The sequence below is a fragment of the Candidatus Zixiibacteriota bacterium genome, assembly GCA_035380245.1.
GTDB lineage: Bacteria > Zixibacteria > MSB-5A5 > GN15 > FEB-12 > DAOSXA01.
In genome coordinates this window covers 969498-982609 of sequence record DAOSXA010000002.1, presented here as the reverse complement: position 1 = coordinate 982609, position 13112 = coordinate 969498, and the positions used below count along the sequence as shown (strand labels likewise).

The 13112-nt window shown below is 54.5% G+C and carries 11 protein-coding genes; all 11 read left to right on the top strand.

The genetic code is table 11. The features are described 5' to 3' along the window. Positions 1-66 precede the first annotated feature (66 nt). The 11 genes from PLF13_09210 to PLF13_09160 all read left to right on the top strand — a co-directional run bounded on the left by PLF13_09210 (position 67) and on the right by PLF13_09160 (position 13072). Positions 67-1458, top strand: a complete 1392-nt coding sequence (locus PLF13_09210) for a bifunctional UDP-3-O-[3-hydroxymyristoyl] N-acetylglucosamine deacetylase/3-hydroxyacyl-ACP dehydratase (protein HOP07456.1) — start codon at positions 67-69, stop codon at positions 1456-1458. Beyond that, positions 1455-2228 (top strand): acyl-ACP--UDP-N-acetylglucosamine O-acyltransferase, encoded by a 774-nt coding sequence (gene lpxA / locus PLF13_09205; protein HOP07455.1) that lies wholly within the window; start codon positions 1455-1457, stop codon positions 2226-2228. Before PLF13_09210 ends, lpxA begins: the two co-directional genes overlap by 4 nt. 99 nt (positions 2229-2327) lie before the next feature. Further along, positions 2328-3329, top strand: a complete 1002-nt coding sequence (locus PLF13_09200) for a Gfo/Idh/MocA family oxidoreductase (protein HOP07454.1) — start codon at positions 2328-2330, stop codon at positions 3327-3329. Between the two features lie 3 nt (positions 3330-3332). After that, positions 3333-4460, top strand: a complete 1128-nt coding sequence (gene lpxB, locus PLF13_09195; protein ID HOP07453.1) for a lipid-A-disaccharide synthase — start codon at positions 3333-3335, stop codon at positions 4458-4460. Next, complete coding sequence (locus PLF13_09190) at positions 4460-5695, top strand: glycosyltransferase N-terminal domain-containing protein (protein HOP07452.1); 1236 nt, start codon at positions 4460-4462, stop codon at positions 5693-5695. The genes lpxB and PLF13_09190 overlap by 1 nt, the downstream gene beginning before the upstream one ends. Beyond that, positions 5688-6776 carry a tetraacyldisaccharide 4'-kinase gene (gene lpxK, locus PLF13_09185; protein HOP07451.1) on the top strand — a complete coding sequence of 363 codons (1089 nt, stop codon included), beginning with the start codon at positions 5688-5690 and terminating at the stop codon, positions 6774-6776. The genes PLF13_09190 and lpxK overlap by 8 nt, the downstream gene beginning before the upstream one ends. Continuing rightward, on the top strand, positions 6776-8377 hold the full coding sequence (gene nadB / locus PLF13_09180) for an L-aspartate oxidase (GenBank protein ID HOP07450.1): 1602 nt from the start codon (positions 6776-6778) through the stop codon (positions 8375-8377). The genes lpxK and nadB overlap by 1 nt, the downstream gene beginning before the upstream one ends. Further along, positions 8367-9920, top strand: a complete 1554-nt coding sequence (gene guaA, locus PLF13_09175; GenBank protein HOP07449.1) for a glutamine-hydrolyzing GMP synthase — start codon at positions 8367-8369, stop codon at positions 9918-9920. The genes nadB and guaA overlap by 11 nt, the downstream gene beginning before the upstream one ends. A gap of 54 nt (positions 9921-9974) precedes the next feature. Beyond that, the gene (locus PLF13_09170) at positions 9975-11129 is read left to right on the top strand and encodes a hypothetical protein (protein HOP07448.1); all 1155 of its coding nucleotides are present in this window, start codon (positions 9975-9977) and stop codon (positions 11127-11129) included. Positions 11130-11150: 21 nt separating this feature from the next. Next, positions 11151-11990, top strand: a complete 840-nt coding sequence (locus PLF13_09165) for an alpha/beta hydrolase (protein HOP07447.1) — start codon at positions 11151-11153, stop codon at positions 11988-11990. Between the two features lie 98 nt (positions 11991-12088). After that, positions 12089-13072 carry a polyprenyl synthetase family protein gene (locus tag PLF13_09160; protein ID HOP07446.1) on the top strand — a complete coding sequence of 328 codons (984 nt, stop codon included), beginning with the start codon at positions 12089-12091 and terminating at the stop codon, positions 13070-13072. Positions 13073-13112 lie beyond the last annotated feature (40 nt).

Below are 13112 nucleotides of genomic sequence, written 5' to 3'. Positions count from 1 at the left end.
AAACCTTGAGGGAAAAGGTCGATTCTTGTATACTCGGGCGAAATTTGTACAAGGGATTCCCAGACCATGCTTGAAAAACAAAGAACGATAAAATCCGAAGTTTCCATGTCCGGTATCGGTCTTCACACCGGCTCGCCCTGCACCATGACCTTCAAGCCGGCACCGCCCGATTCGGGCATTTTGTTTGTCCGCGCCGACCTGCCGGGCAAGCCTTCAGTGGTAGCCGATATCGACCATGTGGTCGACATCTCACGCGGCACGACTTTGCAGGACGGCGAGGCCCGCGTTCATACGGTCGAGCATGTCCTGGCCTCGTTTGCCGGACTTCAGATCGACAACCTGATCGTGGAACTGAACGGCCCCGAGCCGCCGGTGGGGGATGGCTCCGCCAAACCGTATGTCGATAAACTACTCGAAGCCGGGATTCAGGAACAGGACGCCGATAAGGTCTATCTGGAAATAGATACGCCGATGGCCTATTCCGAACCCGAACGCGGTGTCGATGTGGTTGTGACTCCCTCCGATGAGTTGCGAATAACCTTCATGATCGATTACAAGAATCCGGCCCTGGGCACGCAGTATACATCGCTCGTTGATTTGGAATCCGAGTTTGTCGAAGAATTCGCTCCGGCGCGGACTTTTTGTTTCCTGTCCGAGGTGGAACATCTCAAGGCGTCCGGTCTGATCAAGGGCGGCGGATTGCAAAACGCCGTGGTCTTTTATGACAGCGACAGGGGACAGGTCGAGGTGGACCGCATTCGCAAAGCGCTGGATCTCAAAGATGAGGCGTTTGTCGGAAAGACCGGGATAATTAACGATATTCCCTTAAGGTTCTACAACGAGCCGGTGCGCCATAAGGCGCTTGATCTGTTGGGCGATCTTTTTCTCATCGGTGTTCCGTTCAAGGGGCATGTACTGGCCGGGCGCTCGGGGCATAAGGCCAATGTGGCTCTGGCCAAGAAAATGCGAGAACTTTATCAGAAGAAAAAGTTGGCCTCTCGTTACGGGGCTCGCGGCAGCAAGGCGTTTTTCGATATCAATGCGATCATGAGAATCATGCCGCATCGCTATCCGTTCCTGCTCGTCGACCGCATTATCGATCTGGTCCCGGGCGAGAAGGTGGTTGCGATCAAGAACGTGACGATCAATGAGCCGTTTTTCCAGGGACATTTCCCCGGTCATCCGATTATGCCGGGAGTGTTGATCCTTGAGGCGATGGCTCAGGCCGGCGGGGTTCTTCTACTCAACGCCGTCGAAGAGCCGGAGACCAAAGTGGTTTATTTCATGGCTATTGACAACGCCAAGTTCCGCAAGCCGGTTCTTCCGGGTGACCGTCTCCGCTTCGAGTTGGAAATGAAGGCGTTCCGGCGGAGCGCCTGCAAAATGTCCGGAAAGACGTTTGTCGATGAAGATCTGGTGGCTTCAGCCGACTTCATGGCTATGGTGGTGGATCGATGAGTCAAATTCATTCTACAGCAATCGTTTCAGCCAAAGCTCGGATCGCCGATGACGTTGTAGTCGGACCGTATACTATTATCGAGGATGATGTCGAGATAGGAGCCGGAACTCAAATCGCTTCATCAGTGCTGATCGCTTCCGGAGCGAGGCTTGGAAAAAATGTAACGATCGCGCACGGTGCGGTGATCGGAACCGTCCCCCAGGACCTCAAGTTCGAGGGTGAGAAAACTCAGGCGGTGATCGGTGATCATACAACTGTCCGAGAATACGCTACGGTCAATCGCGGCACCAAAGAGCGCGGAGAAACTACGATAGGGCAACATTGTCTGATCATGGCTTACGCTCATGTGGCTCATGATTGTCTGGTTGGTGACCATGTGATTATGGCCAATTCGGTAAATCTGGCCGGACATATCGAGATTGGCGATTATGCCATTCTCGGCGGGGTGTTGCCGGTACACCAGTTTGTCAAGATCGGCGCCCATGCCATGATCGGCGGCGGTTTCAGGGTCCAGCAGGATGTGGGACCGTATGCCCTGGCCGGTGGTTATCCGCTTAAAATAGCCGGTCTGAATGCCGTCGGTCTGCGCCGTCGTGGTTTTTCCAGGGAAGCGCTCAAGGTTTTGCAACAGGCGTTCAAGCTGCTGTATTTCAGTCAGCTTAACACGACTCAGGCTGTCGAGCGGATCAAGGCCGAACTGGAACAGACCGAGGAAGTCCGGGTGATTCTTAGCTTCATTGAGGCTTCCACGCGCGGGCTGGTTAAATAAGCCGGGAGATACGGGAGATCGTATGTGGCGCTGAATCCTTCTTGATGAATGCGCGGTATACGGCTATCTTGGACCATGCCTTCCAATAACGAAACCAATATGAATCGTATTACACCACTCAAAACTGCGGTAGTCGGTGTCGGGTCACTGGGACGACACCATTTGCGCTGGCATTCACAACTCGACTGCTGTGAACTGGTCGGATTATACGAAATCGACCGGGACCGAGCCGCCAAATATGCCGCCGAATACAACATCACTGCCTTCGAGTCGCTGGATCAACTGGCCGATGCGGTCGACTGCGTGTCCGTGGTGGTGCCGACATCTGTCCACTATGAGGTGGCCATCGAACTGGTGGAACGAGGAATTCACTGTCTGATCGAAAAACCAGTCACGGCTACTTACGAGCAGGGACAAAAATTGCTGGCTGCCGCGGCGAAAAGCGGTGCGAAACTGGCCGCGGGACAGATCGAACGTTTCAATCCGGCCGTGCTGGCTTTGAAAAATACCGAGGTGAGGCCGTCGTTTATCGAGGCGCATCGTCTGGCCGCTTTCGATCCCCGTGGCACCGATGTGGCCGTGGTGCTCGATTTGATGATTCACGATGTTGACCTGGCCCTGATGTTTATCGGCGCCCCGATAGCGAATATCCAGGCTTCGTCAGTGGCGGTCGTATCCGATCAGCCCGACATTGCCAACGCTCGCCTCACGTTCGAAAACGGCGCCGTGGCGAATCTTACCGCCTCTCGAATTTCACTTCATGCCATGCGGAAACTTCGCATTTTCCAGAAATCAGGTTACTACTCGCTGGACCTGGCCGCAAAGCAGGCCGATTTGTACAGCCTGGCGCAGCCGGGGCAGGCGACTGAGGGGATGCGTGTCCCGCTCGGGAAATCGGGCCAGGATCTCGTTTATCTCAAGAGGCAGGATTCCGGACAGGATATGCTTGGGACGGAGATCGAATCATTCGTGAAGTCGGTGGCAGCCAATCACGATTTGACCGTACCGTTTGCCGAGGGACTGGAGTCGTTGCGTGTTGCTCTGGAGATTGATCGGATCGGTCGTGAATCATTCGAGAAGATGCTTCAGAACCAGGCTTGAGTAATGGAGCCGCCGCTATTTTTCATATCGGCCGGAGATCCCTCAGCAGACAACGCCACCGTACGCCTGATTAACGCTCTGCGTGAACTATTGCCCGACAGTCGTTTTATGGGACTTGGCGGTCCTAGAATGAATGCGGCCGGTCAGGAACAGTTAGCTTCTCCCCGGGACCTGGCGGTGCTTGGATTCTGGGAAGTAGCCCGCAAGTATGGTTATTTCCGTCGCCTGATGCACCGCTGTGTCGATGAAATCGCTTCACGTCGTCCGGCGGCGGTGGTTCTTGTGGATTATCCGGGATTCAATCTGAGGCTGGCCGCGCGTATCAGGCAACTCGGCATCCCGATTATTTATTACATCTCACCGCAGGTTTGGGCGTGGGGGCATCGGCGTGTAAAGCAAATTCGCAATCTCGTGGACCTGATGCTGTTGATTTTGCCGTTCGAGGAGCCTTTCTACGAGGCCTCCGGTGTCTCCTGTCGCTATGTCGGACATTATTTACTGGAGGACATCCCCGAAAGTCTTATCAACTCGACTCCACCGACCGAGGCCGGATTAGCCGTACTGCCCGGCTCGCGCGAACAGGAGGTCGTGCGCATGTTGCCGACCATGGCCCGTGCCGCTGAACGGTGGTGCCGTACGTCAGGCGGTAAGGCGGTAATAGCTGGAATCACCGGACTGGTTGATTACGATTCGCTCCTGTCGGGAATCGACCGCTCGCGATTGGAAATCGTTTTCGATCACCCCCGGGATGTGGTCAGCCAAGCGGCTTTGGCGCTGGTTGCCTCCGGCACTGCGACGCTGGAGACCGGTATTATCAATCGCCCAATGGTGGTTGTCTATAAAACCGGCTGGTTGACTTTTCAAATCGCTCGGCGACTGGTCAAACTCGATACGATTGCTTTAGTGAATCTCGTTCTTGGCCAAAAAGTCGCGCCGGAACTCATCCAGCATCAGGCTGTTCCAGAGCGAATCGCCGGGCAGTTGAACCGACTCTGGAACGATAATTCCGCTTATGAATCATGCCGTGAGGCCTTTGGCCGATTACCCGAAATTCTCAAGGGAACGGGAGCCTCTCGTCGCGCCGCGAGCGAAATAGCAAACTTTCTTACCGCTCGTGGAGGGGAGCGCTGATGTTCGCCCTGTATAAGCTGTTCGGCTGGTTGCTCTGGCTCGCCTGTTTGCCGGTTGCCGGATTAGCGGCTCTGCTGGGAAATACCAAGTGGCGCGATCGTCTCGGTTTCGTGCATGCTGCCCCGGCCGATATCTGGCTTCATGCCTCGTCGGTAGGGGAGGTCCGGGTAATAGCCAATCTGATCAACTGGTTGCTGGAACACCGACCGAATCTTTGCCTGCATATTACGACCATGACCGAAACGGGACAGGCCGAAGCGCTCCGCATGTTCGGAGATCGGGCAACTGTGAGCTATATCCCGGGCGACACTCCTCCGGCGGTAAAAATTGCAATGGGACGGATTACGCCGCGCGAAATGGTCATCGCCGAGACAGAGATATGGCCCGTTTTGATTGACCGGCTGGCCAGGAAACGGATTCCGGTCGTTCTGGTCAACGGTCGTATGACCGACCGAACTCTCAAGAAATATCTCCGGGCGAGGAAATCACTGGCACGAATTCTCGGTCGTTATGACCGGTTCTTTTTCAAGACAAAGGGTGATGCCGATCGCTATGCCGAGTTGGGACTGCCCGAAGGTCGCTGGGAAATATCCGGCGATTTGAAATTCGACACACCGCTCCCGGAGCGTGATCCGCAACTCCGCACCACCTGGCGTCGTAAACTCAGCATACCGGAAGAGGCATTTCTGCTCGTGGCCGGTTCCACCCGTGACGGTGAAGAAGTACAACTGCTGGAAATGTATGGAAGCCTTAAAAACGATCACCCGCAGTTACGTCTGATAATCGCGCCGCGTCATGTCGAACGGGGTGAGATGCTTCGACGCCTTACGGCTGAGGCGGGTTTCCGCGTGCACTTGTTGGACACGGCAGCCGACGGTGATGAAGTTATTATCGTCGACAAGATGGGCCTGTTGAACGATCTCTATCAAGTTGCCGATCTGGCCTTCGTGGGCGGCACCCTGAGCGATATCGGGGGGCACAATCTGCTGGAGCCGGTCTGGGCAGGGACGCCGGTGATTTATGGCCCCAGTCTGCACAATGTGCGGGAGGCGGCTCGCTATATCGAGAACAATCGCTATGGAATGCGGGTCAATACGTCGGAAGAGTTGGCAGAAACGGTTAAAAGTGTTATAATGGGCACACTCAGCTTCAGAATCAAAACTTCGGCAGACCTGGCCGAATCACCGACCAGTCGGGCTGGAGAGTATATTCTGGGGCGGTTGAAGGATGCTTGAAGCATTTTGGAAGAGAGTAATCAGGCGTAAGCGATTCGGTTTGCTGTCTCTGGCAGCGATTCCGCTCTATTTCGTATCGCTCCTCTATCGTCTTGGTTATCGCTGGAATTTACGTCGTCAGACTTCACCTGAGAAGGTTGCCGTGCCGGTTATCTCGGTCGGGAATATCTCGGTTGGCGGCACCGGCAAGACTCCTACTGTGGCCATGCTGGCAGAGCGACTCATAACCGAAGGCATCCGCGTGGGAGTGGTTTCCTCGGGCTACGGCCGCGAACGCCATGACATCAATTTCATTGAGTCCGGCCATCAGGTAGCAACCCGACCGGAATCGGAAACCGGTGACGAGGTGCATTTTCTCTCATCGGTTTTACCTGAGGCGATTTTTTCGATTAATCGTCGCAAGGTGACGGCGGCGCGTGATTTGGCCGCTACCGGCGAAGTGGATGTGATCATTGTCGACGACGGCTTCCAGCACCGAGCGCTCGCACGCGATCTGGATATCGTTACTTTCGATGCCGCCGTCAAACCCCGGATGCTGCGGATATTTCCGTACGGCGTACTCCGTGAACCGATCCAGGCTCTCGAACGTGCTGATATCGTAATTCTGACCAGAACTCGCTTTGCAAAAAATCTGCAGGAATATCGCAACGAGATCAAACGAGTCAATCCCCATGCCGATCAATATCTCGCTCATTTCGTGCCGCAGGAGTTGATCGGACGGGAGGAGCGACGTCCGCTCAAATACCTCGAAGACAAATCGGTCTTTTTGTTCGCGGGAGTCGGAAACTTCAGGCCACTCCGCAAACAGGTTCAGGCGCTCAGCGCCGATCTTGACGCTGCCCTGGAATTGTCCGATCATCAGCGTTACGATCGTGCTTTGCTGGAGCGAATCCGCAAACAGGTTGACAAACTCGATTCCGATGTTATCCTCACCACCGGGAAAGACTGGACGAAGCTGGCTGGTTTTGACTTTGGCCGAGAGATATACTACCTTTCACAATCCGTGGACCTTGATCCCGGTGAGGAAAAATTGTTACAGAACATCATTGAACGGCTCAATCTGCCGCAAAGGACGGCCTGATGGAACGGCGCTATGACTTTCTGATCGTCGGCAGCGGGATAGCGGGTTTGTTTTTCGCTCTTAAAGTGAGCCAGATGAATCCGAACAGCCGCGTTGCAATAGTTACCAAAAAAGGTGAAACCGACACCAGCACCAATCGTGCGCAGGGAGGTATCGCGGCGGTTACCCAGGGAACTGATTCCTTTGAAGCTCATGTTGCCGATACCCTCAAGGCGGGGGCGGGATTGTGCGACAAAGAGGTGGTCGAGAAAATCGTGGAAGCGGCGCCGTCGGTGATCAAGGAACTGGTCGATTTCGGTGTGCGATTCACACGTTCCGACGAAGGTTTCCATCTCGGTCGTGAAGGCGGCCATTCCGCGCCTCGCGTAGTCCATGCTCAGGATCTAACCGGACGGGAGATCGAGCGGGCATTGCTCAAAGCCTGTCGGTCCATGCCCAATGTCGATATTTTCCGCGATCACATGGTGCTCGAGTTGATCACTTACGAGGAAGCCGGTCGTCGATACTGCGGCGGCGGGTTCGTCTTCTGCGAAAACGACCGTGAGTTCAGCTATTTCTATGCGCCGGTGACGATGCTTGCTACCGGTGGACTCGGCCAGATTTATTACCATTCGACCAATCCGAAAATCGCTACCGGCGACGGCGTGGCACTGGCTTATCGCGCCGGGATTCCGGTCAGCAATCTGGAATTCACGCAGTTTCATCCCACTACTTTGTATACTCCCGGTCGCTGGCCGTTTCTTATATCGGAGGCGGTTCGTGGTGAGGGCGCGCGGCTTTACTCCGTGTCCGGACGTCGTTTCATGGAAGGCGCTCACGAACAACAGGAACTGGCTCCGCGTGATATCGTAGCTCGTGCGATCGACCGAGAAATCAAGGAAACCGGCGAAGAATATGTCCTGCTCGATATCAGTCACGTTGACGCCGATCGGATTAAATCTCGTTTCCCCAATATCTATGCCGAATGTCTGCGGCGAGGTTTCGACATGACTGAGCGAGCGATTCCGGTGGTGCCGGCGGCTCATTATGCCTGCGGCGGGGTGGTTTCCAGTATCTCCGGTGAGACCGAAATGCCCGGTCTCTATACCGCCGGAGAGGTAGCCATGACCGGTATGCACGGAGCCAATCGTCTGGCCTCCAACTCGCTTCTCGAAGCGGTCGTAATGGCTCGCTTTGCGGCCGATCGCTCCAGTGCTTATGTTCGGGATATCGATTTCCCGGAGCATATTCCGGCTCACAATCTACCGGCTTCATCGTTGCGCTATCCGCGCCAGAAGATTCTTATCGCTCACGACAAACGACAGCTAAATCGAGTGATGTCGGATTTTGTCGGTATCGTTCGCCGGGTCGACCATCTGGAACTGGCTCTCGAACGCGTTCAGCAGATTCGTGAGGCGATCAACCAGTATTACTTCGCCACTCCGGTGACTCAGGCCATTGCCGAACTGCGCAATATGGCGACGGTTGCCGAGTTGATGATTAAGGCCGCCCTGTGGCGTCATGAATCGCGCGGTTTGCATTATATCGAAGACTATCCCGAAACCAAGGAAGAATATGCCCGGAACAGTATCTTCAGCAGGGAAGAAGACGATGACCACTAGCCCGAGTCGCGCCCAGGAAATGGTTCTCATTATCGACTTCGGTTCGCAATACACGCAGTTGATTGCACGACGTGTACGTGAATCCAAGGTGTACTGCGAAATCGTCCCCTGTACGGCTGACCTGTCCCAGTACGATGATCACAACGTACGCGGCTATATCCTGTCCGGCGGCCCGGCTTCGCTCAAGGATGCAGACAGCCCGCGTCTTCCGAGTGAGTTTTATAAAACCAACCTGCCAATTTTGGGTATCTGTTACGGCATGCAACTCCTGGCCGACCAGTTCGGCGGTGAACTAGTGCGTTCGCAATCGCGCGAGTACGGCCGTTCCCGTCTGAACGTCAAGAATGATCGAGGCCTTTTCGCCGGAATGCCGGATAACTCCACGGTTTGGATGTCGCACGGCGACTCGATCGTGCGCCTGCCCGATGGCTTCGAAGTTATCGGCTCGACCGACTCGCTCGAAGTGGCCGCTATTGCCGACTACGACCGCAAAATTTACGGTCTTCAGTTCCATCCCGAGGTACACCATACCACCGAGGGGCATCGCTTGCTCGATACCTTTCTGTTCGATGTCTGCGGCGCCGCCGGCGATTGGACCACGGAGGCGTTTATCGAAAGTTCCGTTGCCGCGATCCGCGAGCAAGTAGGGAAAAGCAAAGTATTGCTGGCTATCTCGGGGGGAGTGGACTCAACTGTCGCTGCGATGCTCCTCTCCCGAGCGATTGGCGATCAACTGCACGCGGTTTTCGTTAACAACGGCCTCCTGCGGAAAAACGAATTCGAGGACGTAACGGCGATGCTTCGGCAATTGGACATAAACCTTATTCCAGTCGATGCCTCGGAGTTGTTCCTCGGGCGGTTGAAAGGTGTTACCGACCCGGAGCAAAAGCGTAAAATCATTGGGCCGACCTTTATCGATGTGTTCGAGGAAGAAGCGGCGAAGATCGGAGATGTGCATTTCCTTGCTCAGGGAACTCTTTATCCCGATGTGATCGAATCAGTTTCATTCAAAGGGCCGTCGGTAACGATCAAATCGCATCACAATGTCGGGGGACTCAAAGAACGGATGAAAATGATGCTGGTCGAACCGTTGCGTGAGCTGTTCAAGGACGAGGTGCGCGAGCTGGGACGCAAGTTAGGACTCCCCGAGCAGTTTATCCGACGTCACCCGTTCCCCGGGCCGGGACTCGCGGTTCGTATCCTCGGTGAGGTCAACAAGGAACGGTGTGATCTTTTGCGCGAAGTGGATGCGATCTTCATCGAAGAACTCCTCACCAATAATATCTACGACGATATCTGGCAGGCGTTCGCCGTGCTGTTGCCGGTTAAGGCGGTTGGCGTCATGGGAGATGAACGCACCTATGAGAACGTCGTCGCCCTCCGCGCCGTGACCTCGGTCGATGCCATGACCGCCGACTGGGCTCGGATCGACTACGATATCCTGGCTCACGCCTCGAATCGGATCATTCGCAACGTGCGCGGCGTTAACCGCGTGGTCTACGATATTTCATCCAAACCGCCTGCGACCATCGAATGGGAATGAAGCGACAGCGCTTCGTCAGAGCATTTTGATCGGCCGCCCGGCAAGGAGGTTCGTGTGAGATCATTCGTGTTAATCCTGACATTATTCCTGTTTCTATGGTCCGGTTGCGGCGACAATCATACCGAAGCCGAACGGAAACTCCTCCGGCAGTGTGAGACCTGGATCGTAGAAAATCATCTTACCCCGGTCGAATATGTAACCGGTCTGTACGATCGTTGCGATGTCGTTATCCTGGGTGAGTATCATTTCATCAGGCATGATCAAGAACTGGTCGGTGATCTGATTCCGGCGCTTCACGATCGTGGTGTCAACGTACTGGCTATCGAATTCGCCCGAGCGGAAGATCAACCGCTTATTGACAGTCTCCTCAGTGCCGCCGAGTGGAATCCGTGTCTGGCGCGTCTCATTCAATTTCAATACAGCCCCATCTGGGCGGCTCAGGGATACCTGGATATCTACCATGCGGCCTGGTCGCTGAACCGTTCTCTAACGCCTGATGTCGAACCTTTCCGCATTCTTGGCGTTGGATGCAGTCCCGACTTGAGCTATATCAAGACATCGGAGGACATGCAGGTCGATTCGCTGCGGCGTTTGGTCTGGGGCGGCTGTGGCGAAAAGGACTGGGCGCAGGTGGTGCTCGACCAGGTCAATGCCGGTCGGAAGGTGCTGGCTTACTGTGGGATGCATCATGCTTTCAGTGAATATATGCACCCTATCGTTGACGCCGACGGAAAATTCATTCGAGTCGAGGACAGTCGTTTCGGGCGCTATCTCTACGATGTCCTGGATAAACGCGTCGCGACGGTGGTTTTACATCTGCCGTGGAACGATGACTCGGGTTTCAACGGTCCGTTGGTTCGGCCGGTCGCGGGAGCAATCGATGAAGTGATGGAAGAAGTTACTCCCGGACCTGTCGGATTCGATGTCAAAAACACTCCCTTTGGTCAATTGCCGGCAGGGAATACCGTCTATCGAACCGGTCATGCCAACCTCAAACTGGCCGACTTCTGTGACGGCTGGATTTGGCAACGTCCCTTCTCGGAGTACGAAGTGACACCGTTTATCGATACTTTTATCAATTCGAGCAATATCGACGAAGCTCGCCGCCAGGCTTTCGATCCCTTTTATCGCAATGCAACCCTTGAGCAATACGTACTTCATTTGAAGCGGATGTTCGACCGGGAGCAAAGAAATTTGAGTGAGTTGTAAAACCGGCCGCTGTCACAAGTCATGAAATGGATGAAGATGTTGTCGGTCGTTGTTGCAGTTATCGTGGGAGTTTTTGCAGCCTTCGGCCTGTATCTCTATTATGCGCAGGACCGAATGGTGTTTTACCCGACTCACGATTTGGAGGTGACACCGGATCAGGCCGGGCTTGTTTTTGAGGATTGCCGGATACCGGTCGATACCGGTGCGTTCGTTCATGCCTGGTATTTCCCGATAGAGTCGGATTCACTGAGTCCGGTGGTGCTGTTTTGTCATGGCAACGGTGGCAACATGTCCCATCGCCTGGAGACGGCGCAGTTCCTCCACGAGTTTGGAGTTGCCGTACTTATGTTCGATTACCGCGGGTACGGTAAATCCGACGGCCGGCCTTCGGAAAATAATCTCTACCGTGATGTTGATGTCTGTTACGACTGGCTTCAGGCGGAAAAGAGATTCAAGCCTGACCGGATCGTTCTGTTCGGACGCTCACTCGGGGGAGCGGTGGCAATAGATATTACGGCACGTAAACCATGCCGGGGATTGATTGTTGAGTCATCGTTTACATCTATAGCGGCAATGGGGAAAAGGATGTTCCCGATTCTTCCGGTGGGTTTGCTTCTGAAATATCGTTTCGATTCGATTGAGAAGATTGCCCGTGTCACTTGCCCAAAATTGTTGACGCATTCACCGGACGATGAGGTGATTCCCTATGAGATGGGGCGTGCTTTGTATGACCGAGCCGTTGAGCCGAAGACCTGGGTTGATCTGGAAGGCGGTCACAACGGCCGGGACTATCTGAAGCGAGAGGACTATCGCAAGGCGATTGAAAGCATTCTTTGGAACGGGGGAGAGAAAGTTCAATAATCCGGGGAAACCCTTAGGGACAAATCCATTGACAGCCGGTTATTGGACGGCTATTTTTTCCTCCCAGGAGTCAGTAAGGACGGGATCAGGAGATTGGCATGTTGGATGTGAGTAGAATGCAGGAATATACCGAGCCGGTCAAGGCCGACCTGGAGGCATTTGACCGTGGATTGGCCGACTATCTGCGTGGTGATTCTCCGCTGATCTCATCGATCGCCCGTCACTTGCTTCGATCTCGCGGCAAGCGGATCCGACCCGCTTTTCTGTTTCTTTCCTCACGTGCCGCGGACAGCTTTACCGAGTATTCCGTCAAAGCTTCACTGGCGATTGAATTGATCCACACTGCCACCCTGCTTCATGATGATGTCGTCGATGAATCCGACATGCGCCGGGGACTTAAGACAGTCAATGCCCAATGGACCAACCTGATCTCGGTCCTGATGGGGGATTATTTGTTCGCCAAGGCTTTTCGTATTATGGTCGAAACCGGCTCGTTGGAGTTGATGCATGCCATATCGATGGCTACCGAGCGAGTTTCAGTCGGTGAACTGCGTCAGATCGAGGAAACCGGCAATTATGCCCTTTCAGAGGATGAATACCTGACCGTCATTGCCGATAAAACGGCATCGCTGTTTACCGTGAGCTGCGAAGCCGGTCCCATATTGACTAATCAGCAGAAGAGCGAACGGAACCGTCTGGCTACCTTTGGCGAGAAAATCGGAATTGCGTTCCAGATCGCCGACGATCTTCTTGATTATGTCGGAGACGCCGAAACTACCGGCAAGGAACCGGGGAACGATGTCCTGACCGGCAAAGTCACACTACCTCTGATATACTCCCTGCAAAAGGCCAAGGCTAAAGTCCGCAAGGAGGTATTGGCGTTATTGAAGGCTGACGAGACGGAAGACAAATTCCAGAGAGTCTACGAATTCGTGTCGGATACCGGTGGTATTGACTATGCCTACAAGCGGGCAGCCGACACGGCCCAACAGGGTCTGGATGCTATCTCGCGGTTGCACAAGTCGGCTTATCTGGACAGCCTGGTGAGCATGGTTGAGTTTACCACTCGGCGTGCGTCCTGATCGCTTTGCGACGCGTAGCCGACATCTACCTCCAAGATAT